Consider the following 23,678-nt stretch of genomic DNA (forward strand, 5'->3'; position numbering starts at 1 on the left):
TGTCGGAGGGAGACGCGGACGGCAGCGGGGTACGGGCCTAGGCCTCCGCCGGTGGCTACATCGCCTGGATGTTCCTCCTCCAGGGCCTGGCCGTCCTCGCCGCCGTCCTCGCCGTCCGCGGCCGCACCCTGCTGCCCGCCATGCGCGAGGGCCGCACCGCGGCGGTGGCCGGCGGCCTGATGTCGCTCACCGCCTACGGCCTGGTGGTGTGGGCCCAGACCGTCGGCGACCTGCCCACCATCGCCGCCCTGCGGGAGACCTCCATCGTGATCGCCGCCCTGATCGGCACCCTCGTCCTGCGCGAACGCCTCGGCACCCTCCGGCTGGCCGCCAGCGCCACCGTCCTGACCGGCATCGCGCTGCTGGAGTTCGCCTACTGACGGTCTCGTGGGTGGGGCGGGCCGGCGCAGGAGCGCGCGGTGGCCCACCTGGACCACTGGCCGCCGGGCGCGGGCAGCGCGGGGCCGCCGCCGAGGGTGGTGAGGACGGCGGCGGCGTTCGGGGCACGGAAGAACTCGAGTTCGGACACCGGTTCAGCCGGAGAGGCAGCAGTACAGGTGCTGCTCGGCCTTCTTGGCACGGCGGGCGAGGACGCCCAGGCGGTGGATCAGCTGGAGGAGTTCGGCGGTCGGCAGGGGCCGGAGCTCCTCGGCGCGGGCCCAGCGGGCGGCGAGTTCGGGCAGCCGCTTGCGCTCGATGGTGGCGAGGGCGTCGCGGGTCTCGTCGGACAGTTGCACCACCCAGGGCCCGGTCATCCAGGGGTCCTCCTGGTCGATCTCGGTGACCGGCCCGTCCCCGGTCACCCAGGGCTGCGGTCCGGTCGGCCAGATCGACCGGTCGGGTGCGCCGCCGGCCTCGAACTCCTTCGTTTCGATGGCGGCGACCAGCCGGCGCAGCACCGTGGTCGGGTCCACCCGCTTGGCCCGTACGGATTCGAACGACTCGGCGGGCTTGGCCTCCTTGTCGGCCATCACCGTCCGCACGGCCGTCTCGTCGGCGGCCCGGAAGTAGTCGGTCTGAAAATCAAGGTCCAGGATCATGTCGCACGCTCCCCTCGCTCGGCAAGATGCCCAGTGGACCACGGCGAACGGACGCTTGGATACCGGGCCTCCGGTTCGCCGCCGTCCTGTGATCTGCGAGCCACCCCCGGGGCGCTTGCCGGCCAGGTGACGGAGCGGAGAGCGGGCCGTGCCGACGTCCCCGCACTGGGCGTCGGCGCGGCCCTCCCGGTCAGTAGTTGCCGGGGATGTTCGCGGCCCGGCAGGCCTGCGCGAACTGCGGGGTGCAGATCTCGTCGGCCTTGTACAGGCCGGCCGCGACGATCGTCTCGGCGACCTTCGCCTTGGTGACGACCACCGGGCTGAGCAGCATGGACGGGATCTGGCGGCCGCCCGAGTCGGTCATCGTGGCGGCCACCGAGGTGACGTCGATGCCCTTGACCAGGTAGACCGCCATGTTGGCGGCGGCCTCGGCCTCCGGCTGGTACGGCTTGTAGATGGTGTAGGCCTGCTCGCCGGTGAGGATCCGTCGGACGGCCTCCAGCGAGGCGTCCTGCCCGCCGACCGGGACGTCGGTGCGCCCGGCCTTGTGCAGCTCCTCGATGATCGCGCCGGCCATGCCGTCGTTGGCGGAGTAGACGGCCTGGAAGCCGTTCTTGCCGAGCCTGTTGATCGCCTCGTTGACCTTGGCGGCGGCCACCTCGGGCTTCCACTCGCCGGACTGCTCGTAGGCGATCCGCTTGACCTTGCTGTCCAGCGCGTGGTGCGCGCCGGCCTTGAAGTCGGCCGCGTTCGGGTCGGCCTCCGAGCCGTTGATCATCACGACCTCGGCGCCGGCCGCCTTGTTGCCCAGCGCGTCCAGCAGGGCCTGGCCCTGGAGTTCGCCGGTGCGCTTGTTGTCGAAGGAGATGTACGCGGCGACATTGCCGGCGGCCAGCCGGTCGTACGCGATGACCTTGGTGCCCTTCTTGGCGGCCTGCTCCACCCACGGGGCGGTGACGGCGGCGTTCACCGGATCGAGCAGGATCACCTTGACGCCGCGGGCGAGCAGCGCGTCGAACTGCTGCTTCTGCGCCGTCTCGTCGCCGTCGGCGTTGGCGTAGTCGACGGTGCACTTGGTGCACAGACCGCTGACCTGGGCCTCGATCAGCGGCTTGTCGAACGCCTCGTACCGGGTGGAGGAAGCGCGTTCGGGCAGCAGCAGGCCGATCGCCTGGCTGCCCGAGGACGAGGGTTTGTCGCTTCCGCAGGCGGCGAGCGACATCGTCATCGACACGGCGGCCGTGCCGATGACGAGTCGACGCGTCATCGAATTCATGGTGGGTGGTGCCTCCCTGAGAGCGCCGCGTCGTTGCGGCGAGAGTGAAGGGGAGTCAAGCCCACCCATCATTTGTCGTCAAGAAGTAAATCATTGGTCAGGGTGGTGGGATCAAGTCGTTACCTTCTTGAAGAATTGCCGGACGGTTGGTCTGCGGAGCTTTCAGCGCTCGTTGCGGGCCACCAGGAACACCCCGCCGACCACTATCGCGCCGCCGAGCAGGATCGGCCAGGTCAGAGCCTCGGAGAGGAACAGCCACCCGAGGAACACGGCCACCACCGGATTGACGTACGCGTAGGTGGCGACCAGTGGCAGCGGTGCGCGCTGAAGCAGCCAGGCATAAGACGTGAACGCGACGATGGAGCCGAACAGCACCAGGTACCCCAGCCCCACCCAGGACGCGGTGGACACCGCCGCCGGATCGAAACCGCCCGGCTCGCCGCGCAGGAACGCCAGCGCGAACGCACCCACCGCGCCCGCCAGCATCTCGTACACGCTCGCCACGAACGGGTCGGCCGGCATCGGCAGCCGGCCCGCCAGCACCGAGCCGAGCGCCCACACCACGGCGCCGACCACCACCAGCAGCAGCCCGGTCAGCCCCACCTGGCCGGTCAGGCCCGGCGCGGTCAGCACCGCCAGGCCCACCAGGCCGAGCAGCACGCCCGCCAGCGTGGCCGGGCCGGTCCTGGTCCCGAACGCCCGGCGCAGCAGCACCACCCACAGCGGCACACTCGCCACCATCAGCGCCGCCAGCCCCGACGGGACGGTCCGCTCCGCCAGCACCACCATGCCGTTGCCGCCGCACAGCAGCAGCACGCCCACCAGTGCGGCGGAAGCGAAGTGACGCCACGTCACCCAAAGGGTCCGGATCCCCCGGCGGGCCGCCAGCCCCGCCGCCAGCAGCACCGAGGCCGCCGCGAACCGCAGCGCGCCCGACAGCAGCGGCGGCATGGTCTCCACCACCACCCGGATCGCCAGATAGGTCGATCCCCACACCACGTACACGATGCCCAACGCACCCCAGACCGCCGCCCCCAGCCCGGCCGGGCGGGTGCCGGAGCGGGGCGAATCGGCCGACGAGGCGGGGGATTTGACGGGGGGTGAGGCGGGGGACGCGTCGGGGATCGAGCCGGGGGATGAGCCGGGTCGCGGACAGTCGGGATCGGCGGCGGGCTGCGGAGAGGTCGCGGACATGTGCGTCTCCTTCTCTTACTCCTGACAGGGGTTCGGCGGAATGACACCACACTCCGCCCGCGCCCGGCAGGGGGTTTCAGCAGCCGATACGGGCAGAAGCCCGATCGCGCACGCCGGGCAGGGCCGACCGGATGAACCGGCGCACCACCGCACCCCCAACCGGCCCCACCCCGGCCGCCGCGGATGGTAGGCATGGGGGCGGCCGAGCGCAGCCGACCCGAGGAGCGGCCGCATGGCATGGTTCGCCGCCCCCGAGTACCGGCTCGCCCGCGAGCTGTTCCTGCGCCTGCTCGCCCTCGTCTACCTGTGCGGATTCCTCGCCGCCGCACGCCAGTTCCGCGCCCTGCTGGGCAGCCGCGGCCTGCTCCCGATCCCGCGCTTCGTCGCCCGCGTCCCACTGCGCCACGCCCCCAGCCTGTTCCACTGGCACTACAGCGACCGCCTCTACGCCACCGTCGCGTGGACCGGCGCCGCGCTCGCCGCCGCGCTACTCGCCGGAGCGGCGAACCAGGTGCCGCTCGGCGTCGCGATGGCCCTGTGGGCACTCCTCTGGGCGCTCTACCTGTCGATCGTCAACGTCGGGCAGACCTGGTACGCCTTCGGGTGGGAATCCCTGCTGCTCGAAGCCGGCGCGCTCGCCGTCCTCCTCGGCAACGCGGCCACCGCGCCGCCCGTCCTCGGCATGTGGCTGCTGCGCTGGCTGCTGTTCCGCGTCGAGTTCGGCGCCGGACTGATCAAATGGCGCGGCGACGAATGCTGGCGCAAGCTCACCTGCCTCTACCACCACCACGAGACCCAGCCCATGCCCGGCCCGCTCAGCTGGTTCTTCCACCACCTGCCCCGGCCCCTGCACAAGGTCGAGGCCGCCGCCAACCACTTCGTCCAACTCGTCGTCCCCTTCGGCCTGTTCCTTCCGCAGCCGATCGCCTCCGACGCCGCCCTGCTGATGATCGCCACCCAGCTGTGGCTGATCGCCTCCGGCAACTTCGCCTGGCTGAACTGGCTCACCGTCGCCGTCGCCCTCGGCGCCCTCGACACCGGCACCCTGCGCCGCGTCCTGCCGATCGCCCCCGACCCGCACTACCCGGCCCAACCCGCCTGGTACCAGGCCCTGGTGGCGCTCTACACGCTGCTCGTGGCGGTCCGCTCCTGGCAGCCCGCGCGCAACCTGCTCTCCTCCCGGCAGCAGATGAACCGCTCCTTCGACCCGCTGCACCTCGTCAACACCTACGGCGCGTTCGGGTCCGTCAACCGGGTGCGCCACGAGATCGTCCTCGAAGGCACCCGGGACGTGGAAGGGGTGCACGGCTGGCGCGCGTACGAGTTCCGCGGCAAACCCGGCGAACTGCGACGGCTGCCACGGCAGTTCGCGCCCTACCACCTGCGCCTGGACTGGCTGATGTGGTTCGCCGCCATCTCCCCGGCCTACGCCCGGCCCTGGTTCCTGCCGCTGCTCGCCCGCCTCCTCGTCAACGACCCGGACACCCTGCGCCTGCTGCGCCACAACCCGTTCCCCGGCACCCCGCCCGCCCTGATCCGGGCCCGCCTGTACCGCTACCGCTTCACCACCGGCCCCGAACTGCGCGACACCGGCGCCTGGTGGCACCGCACCCCCCTGCGCGACTACCAGCGGCCCGTCGGCCTCACCGAACTGCGGCGCTTCGTTCCGGGAGCCCCCCGGTGACCCGCCCCGGCCCCCGCCCGCCACCCCGGAAAGGCGTACTGTCGGTGGCGCTCCCTACCGTACGGACCACGCGAGCGGGCCCCGGCCCGACGCCACCGGTCCACTGCGGCCCGGCAATTCACGGGGTCAGGTGCTGCAAGCGTCGAACGCGCACCCGTATTCTGGCCTACCGCGACGCCACCGCCGCCGCAACCACCCCACCCGCACCCCTGCCCGCCACACGCCACGAACCGGACTTCACATGACAGTGCGCACCCTGAACGACGCCGACGACGCCGCGTCCGAGACCGCGTCCGCGACGACCGCGTCCGCGACGGACGGCGAGACCCGCCAGAGCACCCGTGAGGAGCTCGGCCGGTTCGCCGACCAGGGCGGCTTCGCGCTCAACCCCGAGACCAACCCCTGGCTGGAAGCCGCCGAGACCCTCACCGGCCCCGAGGACGCCCGCGCCGCGTCCACCGTCCTCGCCGAACTCCGCAGCCGCGACACCCGCGCCGTCGGCAAGGCCGCCAACGCCATCGCCGACAAGGCCGGCCTGCGCATCCCCGACACCCTCGGCGGCCTCACCACCCTGCTCGACCTGCTCCAGCGCGTCCACGCCACCGCCGCGACGCTGCGCACCGAGGTCTACGAGCACGACCTGCCGCAGCTCGCCGCCGCCACCGGCACCAGCACCTACCGCAAGGACCAGGGCATCAAGCTCGGCTGGAACCGCCGCCGCGTGCTGCGCGGCCAGGCCCGCGCCCTCACCCCCGCCGGCACCCGCGCCCCCGGCCGCGCCGAGCTGCACGCCGCGCTCGTCGCCGCCGCGGCCGCCCACCGGGACTGGAAGGCACTCGCCGCGGACGTCGCCGGGTCCTCGCGGCCCTCCGTGCCGGTGGACGGCGCACTGCTGACCGAGACGGCCAACGTCGTCGACTCCCTCGCCGACGCCGTCCGCTCGCTCGCCCGCCTCCTCCCCGAGCGCGCCCTCGACTCCCTCCCGCTCGGCGAACTCGCCGACCTCGTCGACCGCCTCGCCGCCGACGAAGGCACCCTCTACCGCCTCTCCACCCTCCGCCAGCTCCGCCTCGAACTCGCCGAGCAGGGGCTGACGGAGCTGCTGGAGGAACTGACGGAGCGCCAAGCCGACAAGGACGCTGCGCTGGCCGCCTACGACCGCCACCAGACCGCCCGCGCAGCCCTCGCGGCGGGGCCGCGGCAGGCTACGGACGAGGTCGTGGGCTCCGCGGTTGAGACGGCTGCTGAGGCTGAGACCGAGGCCGAGGTTGCTGCCGAGGAGCCGGCCGCTGAGGTGGAGCCGGTGGCGGAGGCCGTTGCCGAGACGGAGGTTGAGGCTGCTGCGGAGGAGCCCGCTGCTGAGGTGACGGCTGAGGTGGCGGCCGAGCCGGTTGCTGTCGAGGAGCCGGAGGCCGAGGCCGAGCCGGTCGTGGAGACCGTTGCCGAGGCGGAGGTTGAGCCGGAGGCCGAGGCCGAGCCGGTCGTGGAGACCGTTGCCGAGGCGGAGGTTGAGCCGGAGGCCGAGGCTGAGCCGGTTGCGGTCGAGGAGCCGGAGGCCGAGGTCGAGGTTGTCGCCGAGGCCGAGCCGGCCGGGGAGGACGTTGCCGAGGCGGAGGCGGAGGTTGCGGCCGAGGTTGAGGCAGAGACCGAGCCGGTTGCCGAGGTGGCGGCTGACGTTGTTGCGGAAGAGCCTGCCGCTGAGGCTGCGGCCGAGGTGGTGGCCGAGCCGGTTGCGGAGGTCGTTGCCGAGGTGACGGCTGACGTTGTTGTGGAGGTCGTTGCCGAGGCGGAGGCTGCGGCCGAGGTTGAGGCTGAGCCGGTTGCTGTCGAGGAGCCGGAGGCCGAGGCGGAGGTTGTCGCTGAGGTTGAGCCGGTTGCGGAGGCTGTGGCCGAGGTTGAGGCTGAGCCGGTTGCTGTCGAGGAGCCGGAGGCCGAGGCGGAGGTTGCTGTCGAGGCCGAGGTTGAGCCGGTTGTCGAGGCTGCGGCCGAGGTTGAGCCGGGGCCCGTGGTGGCGGCCGAAGTTGAGGCTGAGTCGGTTGCCGAGGTTGAGGCGGTCGTGGAGCCCGCCGTTGAGGCGGTTGCCGAGGCGGAGGTTGAGCCGGAGCCGGTCGTCGAGCAGTCAGTCGTTGAGGCTGAGCCGGTCGCCGAGCCCGTCGCCGAGACGGCCGTCGAACCCGCTCCCGAGGTCGTCGCGGAGACTGTTGCCGAGGTGGTTTCCGAGTCGGGGCCGGTCAAGCCGGAGTTGACGCCGGGCAAGCCGATCACCGGGTACTCGGCCGAGGAATTGGTCGCGCTGGTGGCGTGGTTCGATGCGGACGGGACCGAGCGCAGTGACGACGAGCTGCTGCGCGCGGCGATGAAGGAGCTCGGGTTCGCCCGGCTCGGCCCGCGAATCAAGGAGGCTCTGGGGGCGGCGGTGGCCTCCGTCCGGGGCTGACGTACTGCCAAGAACCCTTTCCGTGCCCGTCGTTGTGCGAGTCAGCACAGCGGCGGGCACGGTCGTTTCGAGGGTGAATGGTGCGGTGGGTGCGGCAGGTCGATGTTGTTGAACATGTCGGCGGTGCCGGCCGCCGGTGAGCGTTTCGCGTCATGCGCCGATGTCCTCCTGCCAGAGGTCTGGTCGGGCCGTGACGAACTCCGTCATCATGCGTACGCACCGTGGGTCGTCCAGCAGGGTGATTCCGGTGCCGTGCTCGGCAAGCCAGTGGTGACCGCCGGTGAACGTGACCGACTCGCCGATCACCACGTGCCCGATCCCGAACTGCCGTACCAGGCCCGAGCAGTACCAGCACGGCGAGAGCGTGGTGACCATCACCGTGTCCCCGTACCCGCGCAGGCGGCCGGCGGCGCGGAATGCGGCCGTCTCGGCGTGCATCGACGGATCGCCGTCCTGAACCCGGCGGTTGTGCCCCCGCCCGAGCAGCTCCCCGTCCACGCCGAACAGCGCTGCCCCGATCGGGATCCCACCCTCGGCCAGCCCGAGTTCCGCCTCCGCCACCGCAACCGCGAGCCACTCCCGTGCCTGCTCCACCGCGATCTGACCGCCCACCGGCCACCTCCTCTCGTCCGCGTCCGGTCTACCCCCTCCCGCGCGCGCCCACCGCGACCGCAGCGTTCTTCGCTCGATCGAGTGTTCGGAGGGGCGGGGAGGGGAGGGACGTTGACGGTACGTCAGGTGTCGGGGCTCACCGGGACCATGGCCCCCACCACTTCGGGGGCAGCGGGTCCGCCGGTGCCGAGGTCGGCTGATCGGGATGCAGGCCGAGCCGCAGGAGCGCGTCGGCGCGGAAGCGGACAACGATCGTGCCGTGCCAGTGCCCGTCCTCGCGGACGCCGCACATCAGATCGACCCTGACCTCGTCGTCGGCGAACGGGTACCAGTCGATACCTCGGTCCCGCAGTCAAACCGCCGTCAGCCGGCCTGGCCGCGGGCAGCCGGGAAGGTTCTCGTAGTGGAAGAGGGTCACCCATTCGAGGGTCTGATCGTCCATGCCGTCATCATGGTGCACCGGGCGAACCGACTGCTTGCCATTTCCTGCCGGCGCGAAGCCGGTCGGAGTCCTGAAAGCGACATCTCCTGCCCGGAGTTGGCCGGGCCTGCCCGCCCGGGGGGCCGATGCGTCCCGCTGCGGACGACGGCGATAGCAGGCCGTGCGGGAGGCGGCAAGGGGGTGGCCGCTGGCGGGATCCCGCCAGCGTGGCGAACGGGGCGATAGCGGGACATGACCGGCACGTGGAGGGCCCCCTTCGGCCCGGTGGCGGAACCCGGCCAATATGCGGAGCGAGCCTGTCATTTCGCTCTCCGCATTGTCATGCTTCTGCCCAACTCCTGCTCGGCGGCCGTCCCCCACCCTGACGGGCCGCCGGGAACCGCGCGGGAGCAGCACGTCAGCGCCCGTACCGCCCCACGGTGCCAAGCCCGGTGCCCCGGTGCGCGGCGCGACCGCGCACCTGCGGTTTCGTGGAAGGGACCCCGCACGTGAAGCGAAAGCTGACAGTTGGAGCCGTACTCTCCGCCACCGTTCTGCTGGCGGGCGCCGTCCAGGCCGCCGCCGCCCCCGCCCCCGCGCAGGCGGGCGTGCCGTCGGTGGGGCAGCAGCGCGAGGCCCTGCTCTCCCTGGCCGGGGCCGAGGCCGCCCCGGTCGCCAGGGCACTCGCGCTGGGCGGCCAGGAACGCTTGATCGTCAAGGACGCCGTACTGGATGCCAACGGCGACCGTCACCTGCGCTACGAGCGGACCTTCGCGGGCCTGCCCGTCGTCGGCGGCGACCTGGTGGTGCATCAGCGGGCCAATGGTTCGATCAGCTCGGTCGACCGGGACTTCGCCGGGCAGCTGTCGCTGCCGAGCCTCCTCCCGAAGCTCTCCGCCGACCAGGCCGCCGCCGGGGCGACCGACGCGGTCCGCGCCACGCTCGGGGTGGCGGCCGACCGGCAGGGGGCGGCGCTCGCGCAGGTCGGTGCAACCGGCGCGGCGCAGTTGGTGGTCTGGGCCGTCGGCGACACCCAGCGCCTGGCCTACCGGACCGTGGTGGAGGGTGTGCGTGCCGACGGCACCCCCAGCCGTCAGCGGCTGATCACGGATGCGGCCACCGGCGCGGTCCTCGACAGTGGCGACGCCATTCGGACCGCGATCGCGACGGGCACCGGCACCGGCGTCCGGGTCGGGGCCGTCACCCTGACCACCACGCAGACTGGGACCTACCAGCTGAAGGACCCCACCCGGGGCAACCTGTACACCATCGACATGGGCGTGCCCGGCACCCCGCTGTTCACCAGCACCACCAACGTCTGGGGCAACGGCCTCCCGTCCAACCGCCAGTCGGCCGCCGTGGACGCCCAGTTCGGCGCCGCCGCGACCTGGGACTACTTCAAGAACACCTTCGGCCGCAACGGCATCCGCAACGACGGTACCGGCACCTACAACCGCGTCCACTACGGAACCAACTTCATCAACGCCTTCTGGGACGACTACTGCTTCTGCCTGACCTACGGCGACGGCCCTTCCAACACCCGCCCGATGACCGCGCTGGACGTGACCGGCCACGAAATGGCCCACGGTCTCAACACGGTCACCGCCGCACTGGGGGACACCGGCGAGGCCGCCGGCCTCAACGAGGCCAGCTCGGACATCTTCGGGACCATGGTCGAGTGGTACGCCAACCTGCCGGCCGACCCGCCGGACTACCTCATCGGCGAGAAGCTCGACATCAACGGCAACGGCACCCCGATCGGTTACATGGACAAGCCCTCCAAGGCCGGTGGCTCGCCGGACTACTGGTACCAGGGCATCGGCGACCTGGACCCGCACTACTCCTCGGGCCCCGCCAACCATTGGTTCTACCTGCTGGCCGAGGGCAGTGGCGCGAAGGTGATCAACGGTGTGAGCTACAACAGCCCGACGGCCGACGGTTCGACGCTCACCGGCATCGGCCGGACCAAGGCCGCCGCGATCTGGTACCGGGCGCTGGTGAACTACCTCGTGCCGAACAGCACCTACAAATCCGCCCGTGCCGCGACGCTCAATGCGGCGCTCGACCTGTACGGCTACCCGGAGCGCGACGCGGTGGCCGCGGCCTGGAGGGCGGTCAAGGTCAACTAGCACCGTGCACAGTGTCGGTCGTGACGAGGCTTCAGCTTCTGGGCTGGGGCCTCGTCGCTCGTGGCGGCCGGTCCGGGGCCGATCGAGTCCTGCAGGTCAGCGGAGGACTGCGGCGAGGAGGTCGATACCCAAGGTCACCGCCCATCCTCCCCTCCCGCCCGGCAGCAACCCCGGCGGGAGGACGTCTCGCGTGCAGATCCTCGCTGTCCCGGTGCTGGACGCCCTCCGTCCTTGGCTAGGGCCGGCCCGGTCCTTCCAGGAGGGTGGGCAGGGTGTGGTGGCCGTTGGAGATCAGGGAGTCGACCGGCTCCAGTTCCGTGCCGGGGGCGAGGGTCAGGTGCGGGAAGCGGTCGAAGAGGGCGCGGAGGGCGGTGCGCGCCTCCAGGCGGGCGAGGGGGGCGCCGAGGCAGAAGTGGGGGCCGTGGCCGAAGGCGAGGTGGTCCTTGATGGCGCGGGTGACGTCGAAGAGGGTGGCGGTGTCGCCGTGGCGGGTCGGGTGGCGGCCGGCGGCGGCGTAGGAGGCGAGGATGGCCTCGCCGCGGTGGATGGTCACGCCGCCGGGCAGCGGGATGTCCTTCAGGGCGAAGCGCAGCGGCAGGTGGGCGACGGGGGCCTCGCGGCGCAGGGATTCCTCGACCACGTCGTCCCAGCAGGCCTTGCCGGTGCGGACCAGGGCGAGTTGGTCGGGGTGGGTGAGCAGCAGGGCGATGGCGTTGTCGATCAGGTTGACGGTGGTTTCGTAGCCGGCGGAGACCACCAGCAGAACGGTGCCGAGCAGTTCTTCCTCGGTGAGGGCGCTGCCGTCGCCCTCGGTGTCGCGGGCGGCGATCAGCAGGGAGGTCATGTCCTCGCCGGGGTGCTCGCGTTTGGCGGCGATCAGTGAGGCGATCACCGTGTAGAACGCCTGGTTGTTGGCGGCGGACTCCTCCGGGCCGAGGGTGGTGTCGAAGACCCCGTCGACGTGGTGGCGGAAGCCGTCGCGCAGTTCGTCGGGCAGGCCGAGCAGGTGGGCGATGACCAGGATCGGCAGCGGGCGGGCCAGGTGTTCCCGCAGGTCCACCGGCGTCCCCTCGGCGCCGGCGGTGGCGATCGTGTCGAGCAGCGTGGCCGTCATGTCCTCGATGCGGTCGGCGAGCGCGGCGACCTGGCGGGGGGTGAAGGCCGCGCTCACCAGGCGGCGCAGGCGGCGGTGGTCCTCGCCGTCGGCCGAGAACATGTTGCGGGCCGTCACCCACAGGGCCAGTGGCCAGCCGGCCGCGACCGGCTCGTAGTCGGGCCAGTGCCGCTGGGCGTTCTTGGCGATCCGCGGGTCCTTGAGCAGGTCCTCCAGCAGGTCGGGGTCGGACACGGCCCACACCTGCACCCCGAGGATGTCGGCAGGCGTGACGGGGCCGCGCGCGATCAGCTCGGCGCTCTCCGCGTCGCGGGCCCGCCCGGTGGGGTCCAGGACGAGCACCGGGTGGTTGACCGGGCACTCCAGCGGGCGGTTGAGCGAGGGCGTCCGGTTGTCCAACTGGCGCTCCACGAAGGCTCCTTCACGCGGGTCGAGGCGAACGGGTCGATGCGAACGGGTCGAGGCGCACGGGGCAGGCGTGCACGGTCGAGGATGGGCCCGCCGTCCGGCACCCGTCGAGAGCGCAGACCCCTGCCTTCGCGCGCCCCCGGCGCACTTCCGCCCGCCGTCGCCTTCCCGGATTCCCCCGCCTTCCCCGATTGACGGGGACCGTCATGCCACGTGACCCGCGCGGGCCGGGAGAACCCGGTGGGCGGCATGACAACGATCACGATGCCCCGGCCGCGGCGGTCCCGTCCGACGCCCCGCCAACTCGTCCGGGCGAGCCGCCGGCGGTGGGCCGTACAGCTGTGGGGCGGGGCGCAACCGTCGGGCGGAGTGCGGCCGGAGTGGCGCAGGATTCGGACCGGCCGGGTGCCCAGGCGATTTGACGGTTCCTTTAAGGTGCGGGCATGCGAGATTTCGGGGCGGGACTGAGATTCCTGTTCAACGGGCAGCGATGGGTGGCGCGGCACGGCCGCTGGTGGGGCTTCGGGATGATCCCGGCGCTGATCACCCTGGTCGGATACCTGGCCGCACTGGCCGTGCTGATCGCCTACGCGGGCGACCTGGCGGCCTGGGCGACACCGTTCGCCGACCACTGGTCCGAGGTGTGGCGGGACACCGTCCGGATCGCCGTCGGTGCGGCGGCGGTCGGCATGGGCGGACTGCTGGCCATGCTGACCTTCACGGCGGTGACGCTGCTGATCGGCGAGCCGTTCTACGAGTCGCTGTCCGCGAAGGTCGAGGAGAGCGAGGGCGGCGGCCCGCAGGGCCCCGAGCTGCCGCTGTGGCGCGAACTGTGGATGGCCGCCCGGGACAGCCTGGCGGTCCTGCTGCGCGCCGCCGGCTTCGGCATCCTGCTGTTCCTGTGCGGGTTCATCCCCGTGGTCGGCCAGACCGTGGTCCCGGTGATCGGAATCTGCGTCTCCGGGTTCTTCATGACCGTCGAACTCACCGGCACACCCCTGCAGAAGCGCGGCCTGTCGCAGAAGCAGCGGCTGCGCCTGCTGCGCTCCCGGATGTCGATGGCGGTCGGCTTCGGCGCCGGACTGGTGCTGCTGTTCCTGATTCCGGTGCTGACCGTGCTGGCGATGCCCGGCGCGGTGGCCGGCGCGACGCTGCTGGCCCGCGAGATCGCGCCGCACGAGGAGTCCGAGCCCGCCGACAGCCCGGACGACAGCCCTGCGGACGGCCCGGACGGCTACCCGGCGGATCCGTACCAGCCGCAGCCGTACCCGCAGAACCCCTACCAGCAGAACCCGTACCAGCAGCCGTACCCCCAGAACCCGTACCAGCAGCCGACCCCCCAGAACCCCTACCAGCAGTCGCACCCGCAGAACCCGTACCAGCAGCCGTACCCCTCGGACCCCCGGCAGGGCTGACCGAATTCTCACCGAACGTGTTCGGCGATTTGACGTAGCGTCACCGACTGCGCGATAACGTCCCCATGCCCGTATCCGTGGACGCCGCCCCGCGCGGCATTGACCTGGGCGACCCCGCGTTCTGGCGGCTGCCCGAGAAGTTGCGCGCCGAGGCGTTCGGTCGCCTGCGGGAGCGCCCGGGGCCGGTGGCCTTCACCGACCGGGCGACGGGGCGGCGCTGCTGGGCGCTGGTCCGGCACGCCGATGTGATGACCGCCAGCCGGTCGCCCGAGGTGTACCTCTCGGGGCCGGGGGTGACGTCGCCGGAGCCCGCCCGCTGGGTGCGGGCGGTGTTCGGTGACTCGATGGTCAACCTGGACGACCCCCGGCACGCCGATCTGCGCCGGGTGGTCGGCCGGGCGTTCACGCCCCGGCTGCTCGCCGAGGTCGAGCAGGACATCGCGCGGACCGCCGCCCGCCTGGTGGACCGGGTGGAGCGCGAACGCCCCACCGACTTCGTCGCGGCCGTCGCCGGGGAACTCCCGTACCAGGTGATCTGCTCGATGATGGGCATCCCCGAGGCGCAGCGCCGCGCCATCCTGGCCCGGATCAACCGGGCCTCCGCGCCGGCGGGCGTCACCCGGCGGGGGCTTCGGGTGCCCGGCCGGGGGCTGCACGCGCTGGCCGCGATGCACCTGACGGTGGCCGCGCTGGGCCGGGAGCGGCGCCGCCGTCCCACCGGCGACCTGATCTCTGCGCTGGTCACCGCCGACGTGGACGGCCGTCGGCTGGGCTCGCGCGAACTGGGCGCGTTCTTCTCGCTGCTGCTGGTCGCCGGCGTCGAGACCACCCGCAACGCGCTCGCCCACGGCCTGCACCTGCTGACCGTCCACCCCGAGCAGCGCGACTTGCTGCTCGGCGACCTGGACGCGCACCTGGGCGGCGCGGTGGAGGAGATCGTCCGGCACTCGACGCCGATCGTGCAGTTCCGCCGTACCGTCGCCGTCGATCACAAGCTCTCCGGGATCCGGCTCGCGGCGGGCGACAAGGTGGTGCTGTTCTACGGTTCCGCCAACCGCGACGAGGCGGTGTTCGACCGCGCGGACGCCTTCGACATCACCCGCTCGCCCAACCCGCACCTCGGTTTCGGCGGCGGTGGCCCGCACTTCTGCCTGGGCGCCCACCTGGCCCGCCAGGAGATGCGCACCCTGCTGCGGGAACTGTTCACCCGGCTGCCCGGGATCCGCTCCACCGGCGAGCCGGAGCTCGTCCCGTCCTCGTTCGACCACCGGGTCCGCGCCCTGCGCTTCACCTTCTGACGCCGCCGGGCCTTCGGGCAGCAGAACGGGCGGCCACCTCGCCGGTGACCGCCCGTGGTGACGTCCTCGCAGGTCAGCTCGGGTGGCTCCCCACCGCGTCGCGGACCTCCGCGCCGAGCACGCTGTTCGCGCGGGCGCAGTTGGCGCCGCAGAAGAACCGGCCGGCGACCTCGACGCCCTTGCCGACGATCCGCACCGTGCACTGCTCGCAGCGCGGGGCCAGCTTCTCCATCGCGCACTCGAAACTGTCGAAGACGTAGGTGTCGCCGGTGATCGTCTTGATCTCGAAGGACAGCCAGTAGTCGTTCTGGCACACCACGCAGACCGCCATGTCGGGCTCCTCTCGCCGTACGGGTCCACCGCCGAGTCTTGGCCCGTGCGGTTCGGGCGGCAATCGGCGGCGGTCCGAACGGTTCCGCACCGTGCCGAGCTGTCGGAACACGGTCAGGTCCGATAATGGTCAGCAGGGCCCGGGATCAGCCGAGGAGGCCGAGATGATCATTCGAATCTGGGAGGCCCAGGTCTCCCCACTCCGGGTCGAGGAGTTCTGCGCCCGGCTCGCCTCCACCGTGTTGCCCGGCTTCGACCGCTGGGACGGCTTCCTCGGCGGTGAACTGCTGTGCGCCCTGGTCGACGACGACCACCGCGTCCAGATGATCACCCGCTGGCGCGACGAGGAAGCCCTGCGCGCCTACGCCGGCCCGATGTGGCGGATCCGCCCGGTCTGGTCCGAGGACGAACTCCGCGAACTGGAGCACCCGCCGACGGTCGCGCACTTCCACTCCCTGCGCCGCCTCGACCCCGTCCCACCCACCGAGGCCGCCGCCGACCGGCCGGTCACCTCCGCCGAGGCCGCCGCCGACTGACCGGTTACCCCCGCCGAGGCCGCCGCCGACCGGCCGGTCACCCCCGCTGGACCGGAATGCCCCGGTCGGCCTTCACCTGCTTCATCGTCAGGTGCGAGTGCACCTGCGCGATGCCCGGCAGGCCGGACAGCACATCGGTGACGAAACGCTCGTACGCGGCCAGGTCCGCCACCGCGACCCGCAGCAGGTAGTCCGGGTCGCCGAACAGCCGGTGCGCCTCGACCACCTCCGGCAGCTCCGCGACCCGACGCTCGAACTCGGCGACGGTGGACCGGTCCTCGTGCCGCATCACCACCGTCACGAACGGCTGGAACCCGCACCCGACCGCCACCGGATCGAGCTGCGCGCGATAGCCGCGGATCACCCCCTGCTGCTCCAGCTGCCGCACCCGGCGCAGGCACGGCGACGGCGTCAGCCCGACCCGGTCGGCGAGTTCGGCGTTGGTGAGCCGGCCGTCCTGCTGGAGCTCGTGGAGGATTCTGCGGTCGAGGCGGTCCATGGCGCAACATTCTGCCCCACAAGTGGGCTGACCAGCGAAAACGGGACATCGGCTGCCAGCGCCCGACGGATAGCGTCCAGGACGTCACCCCGAACCTCCTGAACCCGAAACCGAAGGTGCCATGGACCCGCATGCCCTGCTGCTCTTCCTCGGCGTGGACCTGCTGCTGGTCTGCACCCCCGGACCGGACTGGCTCTACATCGCCGCCCGTGGCCTCGGCCAGGGCCGGACCGCCGCCCTCACCGCCGTCGCCGGCGTCTGCGCGGGCTACGGCGTGCACACCCTGCTCTCCGCCGCGGGCCTGGCCGCCGCGCTCCGGGCCCTGCCCGGACTGCTGCCCGTCCTGCGCCTGGCCGGCGCGGGCTACCTCGCGTTCCTCGCCATCACCATGCTCCTCACCCTGCGCCGGAGCGGCCGCGAGGCGGCCCTCGCCGCCGCCCGCCCCCAGCCCACCCGCGTCGTCCTGCGCCAATCCCTCCTGACCGCCCTGCTCAACCCCAAGGGCCTGCTGCTCTACCTCTCCCTCGTCCCCCAGTTCGTCACCCCCGGCACCACCCTCCCCGTCGGCGCCCAGGTCGCCACCCTCGGCGCCATCAACGTCCTCTGCTGCGCCGCCGTCTACACTGCCGTGGCCCTCACCACCGCCCGCCTCGCCACCCGCCTCACCACCACCCCCACCGCCGCCCGCCGCCTCTCCGCGATCTCCGCGATCCTCCTCCTCGCCGTGGCGGGCGTCACCGCGACAGCCTGACACCACAGCCGACAACCCGGGCGGCAGCATCGCGCACAGCCTCGCCCTGCGGTCCGCGCGCAGCGAGCGGACGACAGACCCTCCCCGTGGGGCCACCCGCGCTGTCGCGCGCAGCGCCTGGTACGGGCCGTACGGCGGTTCTCGCGTGCTGGCCGCGCGCAGCGCTCGCCCCGTCCTTCGTCGGTGCCCGGCCGCGCGCGGCGATCGGACGGCGGCCCCTCTCCGTGGGTCGCGCAGCGCCGGTGCCACCCGTACTGTCGCGCGCAGCGCCTCGTAGCGGCCGTGCAGCGGTTCTCGCGTGCTGGCCGCGCGCAGCGCTCGCCTCGCCGTTCGTCCGTGCCTGGCCGCGCGCAGCGCTATGCCTCGCCCCACCGTCTCGCCCGCAGGCTGGTGCCACCCGCACTGTCGCGCGCAGCGCCTCGTAGCGGCCGTGCAGCGGTTCTCGCGTGGTGGCCGCGTGCAGCGCTCGCCTCGCCGTTCGTCCGTACCTGGCCGCGCGCAGCGCTTTGCCTCGCCCCACCGTCTCGCCCGCAGGCTGGTGCCACCCGTACTGTCGCGCGCAGCGCCTCGTAGCGGCCGTGCAGCGGTTCTCGCGTGGTGGCCGCGCGCAGCGCTCGCCCCGTCGTTCGTCCGTGCCTGGCCGCGTGCAGCGCTCGCCCCGTCGTTCGTCCGCGTCCCGGCCGCGCGCGGCGATCGGACGGCGGCCCCTCTCCGTGGGTCGCGCAGCGCCCGTGCCACCCGCGCTGTCGTGCGCGGCGCCTGGTACGGGCCGTGCTGCGGTTCTCGCGTGCCCGGCCGCGCGCAGCGCTTTGCCTCGCCCCACCGCCTCGCGCACCGCGCTGCGGTTCTCGCGTGGTGGCCGCGCGCAGCGCTCGCGCCGTCGTTCTTCCGCACCTGGCCGCGCGCAGCGCTTGTGCCTCGCCCCCAGCCTCTTGCCCCCAGCCTCTTGCCCCCACCGCCTCGCCCCCACCGCCTCGCCCCCACCTCTCGTTCCCACCGCCTCGCGCGCAGCGCTCGCAGTGCGGTTGCGTCAGAGCGCTGCTGTGTCGTGGGCGGTGAGGGCGGCGTGGAGGGTGAGGAGGTCGGGTGGGCGGGCGGGGTTGAGGCCGGTGAGGGTGGCGGTGCGGCGGAGGCGGTAGTCGACGGTGTTGGGGTGGACGAGGAGGCGGGTGGCGGTGCGGCGGCGGTCGAGGCCGCAGGCGAGGAAGGTGCGGAGGGTGGTGAGGAGTTCGGGGCGGTCGGTGAGCGGGGCGAGGATCGCGGCGAGGGTGTCGCGGGCGGGGCCGGGGCGGCTGAGCTGGTATTCGAGCAGGACGTCATCGAGCAGGTGCAGTCCGGGTCCGCGGCCGGTGGTCTCGGCGACCAGCCGGATCTCGGTGGCGAGTTGGACGGCGTCGGCCACCGCCGAGGGTGGCGCGGTGGTCGCGGCGGCGACGAGGGGTGCGCCGCAGGCCCGGGCGAGGCGGTCGAGCTGGGCGGTCAGGGCGTCGCGGTCGAACAGTCCGGTGGTGGGCAGCAGCACTGTTCCCCCGTCGGCGGCCAGTGCGGCGAGCGGGACGCCGTCCGGCTGGCGGCGCTCCAACTCGGCGCGCAGGCGCCGGAGTTTGCGCCGGGCGGCGACCGAGCGGTTGACGCCGGGGCGGGACTCGTCGGGGTGCGGGCCGATGGCGAGGGAGAGCACGACGTAGCGGGCGGGGAGCCGGATGCCGGCCCGGTCGGCGGCGGCGCGCGGGTCGCCGCCCTCCAGCAGGCGGGAGAGCAGGGCCTGTCGGGCGACCTGTTCGTCGCCGAGCGCGGCCTGCCGTTCCTGCACGTAGCCCGCGGCGACGGCGCAGCTGACGAGCCGGAGGTAGCCGAGCAGGCGGTCCTGCGCGGTGACGATGTCGGGCAGGTCGGCGGGTTCGGCCGCGGTGAGCAGGCGGGCGGCGCACAGTTGCGCGCCGAGGTGGTACGCGCCGACCACGGACTCCAGCGGGACGCCTTCGTCCGCCCGCCGCGCGGACGACTCGCGGATGCGGGCGAGTTCGTCCTCGCCGGGCGGCCGCCCGGTGCGCAGGACGTCGGCGAAGGCCCGGATCCCGCGTTCGAGCTGGCGGGTGATCTCGCCGCGGAGCTGTTCGGGCGGCAGCGCGTGGTAGGCGGGCAGGCGGTCCAGCAGGCGGGCGGTGACCTCGGTGGCGAGTTCGGGGGCGAGGGCGAGCAGCCGCTGGTGGACCGGGGTGCCGCCGAACTGTGGTTCGGGGGCGGAGTGTTGGGCGTTGGGCGCGGTCACAAGCCACCTCGCGAATCTCTGTGCAGCGGCCCGGCGACGTGGCCGGTCGACGCGTCCATGATGGTTTCCCCGGAGGTTACCTACTCGTAGGTAACTCGCGCGATCCCCACCGACCCCCCGTCAGGTCGCGCCCCCCACCCCCACCGGAACAGTCAGAAACGGGAGAGCCATGTACCGAGCCGTCGCCCGGACGATCGCCGCCGCCCTCGCCGCCGCCGCTCTCGCCACCGCGGCCCCTGCCGTCACCGCCACCGCGGTCGGCACGTCCACCGACACGTTCTACACCTACGACGGCAGTACCCCGCTGTCCTCGCTGGCGCCCGGCACCGTGCTGAAGACCCGCACCCTCGCGTACCACCTGCTGGGCGTACCGACCCCGGTGCAGGCCGTGCAGCTGCTGTTCCGCACCACCGACGCGCAGGGCCGCCCGTCCGCCGGGGTGACCACCGTGGTGCGGGGCCTGGGCAGCGACGGGTCGAAGGCGGTGTCGTACCAGTCGTTCTACGACTCGCTGAACCCGGCCGACGGCCCCTCCCGGGCGATCGCCGGCGGCCTCACCCTCGGCGGGGCGATCCCCAACGCCGAGGCGCTGCTCGTGGTGCCGCTCGTGCTCCAGGGCTACGACGTGGTGATCCCCGACACCGAGGGCCAGAGCGCCGATTTCGCCGCCGGACCCGAGTACGGCACCACCACGCTGGACTCGATCCGCGCGGTCTCCGCCTCCCCGGCGACCGGCATGAACGCGGACACCCGGTTCGGCCTGCTCGGGTACTCCGGCGGCGCGATCGCCACGAACTGGGCCGCCGCCCTCGCCCCCGGCTACGCGCCGGACGTCAATCGCCGCCTGGTCGGCTTCGCCGAGGGCGGCCTGCTGGTCGACCCCGCGCACAACCTGAAGTACGTGGACGGCGGGGTGGTGTGGACCGGCGTCATCCCGATGGCGATCATCGGCGTCGCCCGCGCCTACGACCTCGACCTGACGCCGTACCTGAGCGACTACGGCAAGCAGGTCTACGCGAAGATGCAGGGCGCCTCGATCGTCAACGCGCTCGGCCAGTACCCCGGCCTGACCTGGAAGAAGCTCGCCAAGCCCGAGTACGCGGACGCGAACTCCGTGCCCCCGTTCCTGGCCGCCGTCAACAAGATCAACCTCGGTTCGGCCGCCACCCCCACCGTCCCCGGCTACATTGCCCAGGGCAACGCCGGCGTGCTGGAGGGCACCTTCTCCAACCTGCCCGGCATCGGCACCGGCGACGGCGTGATGGTGGCCGGCGACGTCCGCGCCCTGGCCCGGCAGTACTGCGCCACCGGCAACGGCCGGATCGCCTACCAGCAGTACGACCTGCTCAGCCACCTCGGCGCGACCGTCCCGTGGGCGCCCACCGCGATCGGCTACCTGAACGACCGGTTCGCCGGGAAGGCCGCCCCCAGCGACTGCGGCCGCATCCCGGGCGGCAACTCGCTCGCCCCCGAACAGCCCGTCCCGCCCGGGCGGTAGCACGGCGAAGGCCCGCCCGGTGCGTCCGGGCGGGCCCAAGGTGCCGTCAGGGCCTCAGAGTTCGCGCGGGTACAGCTTCGCGGCGCGACGGATCTGCAGCGCCGCGAAGATCTCGGTCAGGCCCATCACCAGCAGTGCGCAGCCGCCCAGGACCGCCAGCGCGGTGATCGAGTGAGCCGGGAACACCATCAGCAGGATGCCCGCCAGCACGTACAGCGCGGCGATGAAGCCCTGCCAGCCGCGGGCCGGCATCAGTGGGTCGGAGGCCACCGCGGCGAGATGGGTGATGCCGCGAAACAGCCAGCCGATGCCGATCCACAGCGCGAGCAACAGGATCGACTGGGCGGCCGAGCGGAAGCACAGCAGGCCCAGCAGCACGCAGATCGCGCCGCTGACGAACGCCAGCACCCGCAGCGCCGTCGCGACGTGCGTACCGAACGCGGCGACCAGCTGCACGATGCCGATCACCACCAGGTACACGCCGAACAGCACGCCGACCACCCACAGCGTCTGCTTCGGCCACGCCAGGATCATCACCCCCAGCGCCAAGGAGATCAGACCGCCCGCCAGCACCGCCTGCCAGGCCATCCGGGCCAGTTGCTGGAACGGGCCGACCAGGCCGGGACGGTCGTCGGTCCGATAGGGATCTGCCATGGCTCCTCCGGGGTTGCCGCTGCGAAACAGGGATCACCCCCAGCCTCGGCGCCCGTCCCGCCCCCGGGCACGGCGGACTCCGCCGAACGGGTGAGGCTGCTCGCGCGGATCCGCTACCGTCTGTTCACCCTGACGTCCTGACGGGCCGTCTACCATCTGACGCTATGACGGATCAGGGGCGGGGGAGCCCCCAGTCCGCGGCCGACGCGGCCGGGGCGGGGGACAGCGGCAGGGCCGGGCCGAATCACAGCGGGGCGGGGCCAGTCGGTGGGCCGGGGCCGAATCACAGCGGAGCCGGGCCGGTCGGCGGTGGGGACGGGTCGGTCAACAGCGGGGCCGGGCCGGTCGAGGGGCACTACATCGTCTGCGGCGGCAACTCGATCGCCTACCGGCTGATCCTCGAACTCACCGAGCAGTACGAGGTGCCGGTGGTCGCCGTGGTGCCCGACCGGTCGCGCGAATACGGCCCCGCCATCGCCGAGTTGCCCGGTGTGGCGGCCGTGCTCGAGTACTCCACGCTGACCGGCGAGGCGCTCGGCGCGGCCGGGGTCGAACGGGCCCGCGGCATCGCGTTGATGGACGGCACCGACCAGGAGAACATCCACGCCGCGATGGCCGCCGAGAACCGCAACCACGGCGTGCGGATCGTGCTGCGGATCTTCAACCAGCGGCTCGGCGAACACCTGGAGAAGCTCCTCCCCAACTGCGCGGCCCTGTCCGCCTCCGCCACCGCCGCGCCCGCCTTCGCCAACGGCGCCCTCGGCCGCCCGCACACCGTCGAGGTCGGCGGACGTCACCTGTACGTCGCCTACGACGAGGACATCCACAGCAACCAGCTCTGCCTGGTCGCCGACCGGATCGACCGCCAGGACCTCAGCCGGCTGCGCCTGCTGCCCGACACCGGCGGCCGGGCCGCCGACTTCATCCGGATCGCCGAACGCTTCGGCAGCGGCGAAGGCCCGATCGAGCTCGGCCGCCCCGACCTCGACCCCGCCCGCGAACCCGGCGGCCTCGCCGCCCTGCAACCACTCGACGCCGAACCGGCCCTCCGCCAGCCGCTGGCCAAGCGGGTCAAGTGGTGGCTGCTGGACAGCCTCAAGTACTTCACCAACACCCGGCTGCGGGTCATCCTGATCACCGCCTTCGCCGCGATCGTGGTCGGCGCCGCGGTGCTCTACTACCGCACCCAGCACCCGCCCGGCCTCGGCTGGACGCTCTACTCCACCCTGCTGGACGCGGCCGGCGCCGCCCAGCCCGATCTGCCCGCCGACCAGGCCCTCGGCGACCCGTGGGCCCGCGCCGCCCAGGTGCTGATCACCTTCTGCGGCATCACCTTCGTCCCGCTGGTCACCGCCATCGCCGTCGAGGCCCTCGCCAGCGGACGCCGCGGCCTGCCCCGCCCGCCCGGCGCCCGCACCCGCGACCACGTCATCGTGGTCGGCCTCGGCAACGTCGGTACCCGGGTCGCCACCCTGATCCACGGCACCGGCCTGCCCGTGGTCTGCCTGGAACGCGACCCGCAGGCCCGCGGCATCGCCGCCGCCCGCGCCCTCGGCATCCCCGTCCTGATCGGGGAAGGCCCGCTGGAGGCGCAGCTCAAGCAGGCCCGGGTCAAGCACGCCCGGGCCGTCGCCGCCGTCACCTCCGACGACGCCGCCAACCTGGAAGCCGCCCTGGAAGCCCGCGCGGTACGGCCCGAAGTCCGCATCGTGGTGCGGCTGTTCGACGACGACTTCGCCCACCACGTGTACGCCACCCTCGGCAACGTCGCCTCCCGCTCGGTCTCCTACCTGGCCGCGCCCGCCTTCGCCGCCGCCCTGATGGGCCGCGAAGTCCTCGGCACCCTCTCGGTGTTCCGCCACGTCCTGCTGATCGCCGAACTCACCGTCGAGGAAGGCTCCGCCCTCGAGGGCAGCAACATCGGCGACCTGGAATCCGCCGGCGGCGTCCGGGTGGTCTCCGTCCGCCTGCAACGCCGCGCCGACTCCTACCAGTGGAACTTCGCCGACCGCTCCCGCCGCCTCACCCCCGGCGACCACATCGTCGTCGCGGCGACCAGGGCCGGCCTGGCCCGTATCATCCAGTAGCCGGGGCGGGGTTCCAACTCGCT

At 72.8% G+C, this 23,678-nt stretch carries 20 protein-coding genes; 10 read left to right on the forward strand and 10 right to left on the reverse strand.

Translation table 11 applies throughout. From position 1 onward, the window contains the following. The first annotated feature begins 68 nt into the window (after nucleotides 1-68). The gene (locus ACFV18_RS30395) at nucleotides 69-380 is read left to right on the forward strand and encodes an EamA family transporter (RefSeq protein WP_380488475.1); all 312 of its coding nucleotides are present in this window, start codon (nucleotides 69-71) and stop codon (nucleotides 378-380) included. On the opposite strand, the gene ACFV18_RS30400 is transcribed toward ACFV18_RS30395, so the two are convergent. The 4 genes from ACFV18_RS30400 to ACFV18_RS30415 form a co-directional block, all read right to left on the reverse strand. Further along, nucleotides 374-529: a hypothetical protein gene (locus ACFV18_RS30400; protein ID WP_380488476.1), complete on the reverse strand. Its 156-nt coding sequence runs from the start codon at nucleotides 527-529 to the stop codon at nucleotides 374-376. The two genes, ACFV18_RS30395 and ACFV18_RS30400, sit on opposite strands and share 7 nt — an antisense overlap. A gap of 4 nt (nucleotides 530-533) precedes the next feature. Beyond that, the gene (locus ACFV18_RS30405; protein ID WP_380488478.1) at nucleotides 534-1,040 is read right to left on the reverse strand and encodes a hypothetical protein; all 507 of its coding nucleotides are present in this window, start codon (nucleotides 1,038-1,040) and stop codon (nucleotides 534-536) included. Nucleotides 1,041-1,230: 190 nt separating this feature from the next. Further along, nucleotides 1,231-2,316 (reverse strand): sugar ABC transporter substrate-binding protein, encoded by a 1,086-nt coding sequence (locus ACFV18_RS30410; RefSeq protein WP_380488480.1) that lies wholly within the window; start codon nucleotides 2,314-2,316, stop codon nucleotides 1,231-1,233. A gap of 162 nt (nucleotides 2,317-2,478) precedes the next feature. Next, a complete protein-coding gene (locus ACFV18_RS30415; RefSeq protein WP_380488482.1) occupies nucleotides 2,479-3,510 on the reverse strand; it encodes an EamA family transporter in 1,032 nt (343 codons plus the stop codon). A gap of 232 nt (nucleotides 3,511-3,742) precedes the next feature. Between ACFV18_RS30415 and ACFV18_RS30420 the strand changes: the two genes are divergently transcribed. Beyond that, entirely contained in the window at nucleotides 3,743-5,194 is a 1,452-nt protein-coding gene (locus tag ACFV18_RS30420; protein WP_380488484.1) for a lipase maturation factor family protein, read from the forward strand. Nucleotides 5,195-5,324: 130 nt separating this feature from the next. Next, complete coding sequence (locus ACFV18_RS30425; RefSeq protein ID WP_380488486.1) at nucleotides 5,325-7,631, forward strand: hypothetical protein; 2,307 nt, start codon at nucleotides 5,325-5,327, stop codon at nucleotides 7,629-7,631. Nucleotides 7,632-7,781: 150 nt separating this feature from the next. Here the strand turns inward: ACFV18_RS30425 and ACFV18_RS30430 are convergent, their stop codons facing one another. Next, the gene (locus tag ACFV18_RS30430) at nucleotides 7,782-8,243 is read right to left on the reverse strand and encodes a nucleoside deaminase (RefSeq protein ID WP_380488487.1); all 462 of its coding nucleotides are present in this window, start codon (nucleotides 8,241-8,243) and stop codon (nucleotides 7,782-7,784) included. A 930-nt stretch (nucleotides 8,244-9,173) separates the two neighbouring features. On the opposite strand from ACFV18_RS30430, the gene ACFV18_RS30435 reads away from it, so the two are divergent. Then, nucleotides 9,174-10,793: a M4 family metallopeptidase gene (locus tag ACFV18_RS30435; RefSeq protein ID WP_380488489.1), complete on the forward strand. Its 1,620-nt coding sequence runs from the start codon at nucleotides 9,174-9,176 to the stop codon at nucleotides 10,791-10,793. Nucleotides 10,794-11,028: 235 nt separating this feature from the next. Here the strand turns inward: ACFV18_RS30435 and ACFV18_RS30440 are convergent, their stop codons facing one another. Beyond that, on the reverse strand, nucleotides 11,029-12,273 hold the full coding sequence (locus ACFV18_RS30440; RefSeq protein WP_380488526.1) for a cytochrome P450: 1,245 nt from the start codon (nucleotides 12,271-12,273) through the stop codon (nucleotides 11,029-11,031). A 485-nt stretch (nucleotides 12,274-12,758) separates the two neighbouring features. Here ACFV18_RS30440 and ACFV18_RS30445 point away from each other — a divergent pair, with 485 nt between their 5' ends. Continuing rightward, nucleotides 12,759-13,730 (forward strand): EI24 domain-containing protein, encoded by a 972-nt coding sequence (locus ACFV18_RS30445; protein WP_380488490.1) that lies wholly within the window; start codon nucleotides 12,759-12,761, stop codon nucleotides 13,728-13,730. A gap of 65 nt (nucleotides 13,731-13,795) precedes the next feature. Further along, nucleotides 13,796-15,028 carry a cytochrome P450 gene (locus ACFV18_RS30450; protein ID WP_380488491.1) on the forward strand — a complete coding sequence of 411 codons (1,233 nt, stop codon included), beginning with the start codon at nucleotides 13,796-13,798 and terminating at the stop codon, nucleotides 15,026-15,028. A gap of 73 nt (nucleotides 15,029-15,101) precedes the next feature. Here ACFV18_RS30450 and ACFV18_RS30455 read toward each other — a convergent pair whose 3' ends face one another. After that, complete coding sequence (locus ACFV18_RS30455) at nucleotides 15,102-15,359, reverse strand: Prokaryotic metallothionein (protein WP_380488492.1); 258 nt, start codon at nucleotides 15,357-15,359, stop codon at nucleotides 15,102-15,104. Nucleotides 15,360-15,522: 163 nt separating this feature from the next. On the opposite strand from ACFV18_RS30455, the gene ACFV18_RS30460 reads away from it, so the two are divergent. Further along, nucleotides 15,523-15,894 carry an antibiotic biosynthesis monooxygenase family protein gene (locus tag ACFV18_RS30460; protein ID WP_380488494.1) on the forward strand — a complete coding sequence of 124 codons (372 nt, stop codon included), beginning with the start codon at nucleotides 15,523-15,525 and terminating at the stop codon, nucleotides 15,892-15,894. A gap of 37 nt (nucleotides 15,895-15,931) precedes the next feature. On the opposite strand, the gene ACFV18_RS30465 is transcribed toward ACFV18_RS30460, so the two are convergent. Continuing rightward, entirely contained in the window at nucleotides 15,932-16,393 is a 462-nt protein-coding gene (locus tag ACFV18_RS30465; RefSeq protein WP_380488495.1) for an Lrp/AsnC family transcriptional regulator, read from the reverse strand. Between the two features lie 121 nt (nucleotides 16,394-16,514). Between ACFV18_RS30465 and ACFV18_RS30470 the strand changes: the two genes are divergently transcribed. Beyond that, on the forward strand, nucleotides 16,515-17,144 hold the full coding sequence (locus tag ACFV18_RS30470) for a LysE family translocator (protein ID WP_380488496.1): 630 nt from the start codon (nucleotides 16,515-16,517) through the stop codon (nucleotides 17,142-17,144). A 1,030-nt stretch (nucleotides 17,145-18,174) separates the two neighbouring features. Here ACFV18_RS30470 and ACFV18_RS30475 read toward each other — a convergent pair. Beyond that, nucleotides 18,175-19,416, reverse strand: a complete 1,242-nt coding sequence (locus ACFV18_RS30475) for a PucR family transcriptional regulator (protein WP_380488497.1) — start codon at nucleotides 19,414-19,416, stop codon at nucleotides 18,175-18,177. A gap of 169 nt (nucleotides 19,417-19,585) precedes the next feature. Between ACFV18_RS30475 and ACFV18_RS30480 the strand changes: the two genes are divergently transcribed. Continuing rightward, on the forward strand, nucleotides 19,586-20,914 hold the full coding sequence (locus ACFV18_RS30480; RefSeq protein WP_380488498.1) for a lipase family protein: 1,329 nt from the start codon (nucleotides 19,586-19,588) through the stop codon (nucleotides 20,912-20,914). Between the two features lie 54 nt (nucleotides 20,915-20,968). Here the strand turns inward: ACFV18_RS30480 and ACFV18_RS30485 are convergent, their stop codons facing one another. Beyond that, entirely contained in the window at nucleotides 20,969-21,568 is a 600-nt protein-coding gene (locus ACFV18_RS30485; protein ID WP_380488500.1) for an HdeD family acid-resistance protein, read from the reverse strand. Between the two features lie 164 nt (nucleotides 21,569-21,732). On the opposite strand from ACFV18_RS30485, the gene ACFV18_RS30490 reads away from it, so the two are divergent. Further along, the gene (locus ACFV18_RS30490; protein WP_380488502.1) at nucleotides 21,733-23,655 is read left to right on the forward strand and encodes an NAD-binding protein; all 1,923 of its coding nucleotides are present in this window, start codon (nucleotides 21,733-21,735) and stop codon (nucleotides 23,653-23,655) included. Nucleotides 23,656-23,678: the final 23 nt, after the last annotated feature.

Source organism: Kitasatospora sp. NPDC059673 (assembly GCF_042734215.1).
Classification (GTDB): domain Bacteria; phylum Actinomycetota; class Actinomycetes; order Streptomycetales; family Streptomycetaceae; genus Kitasatospora.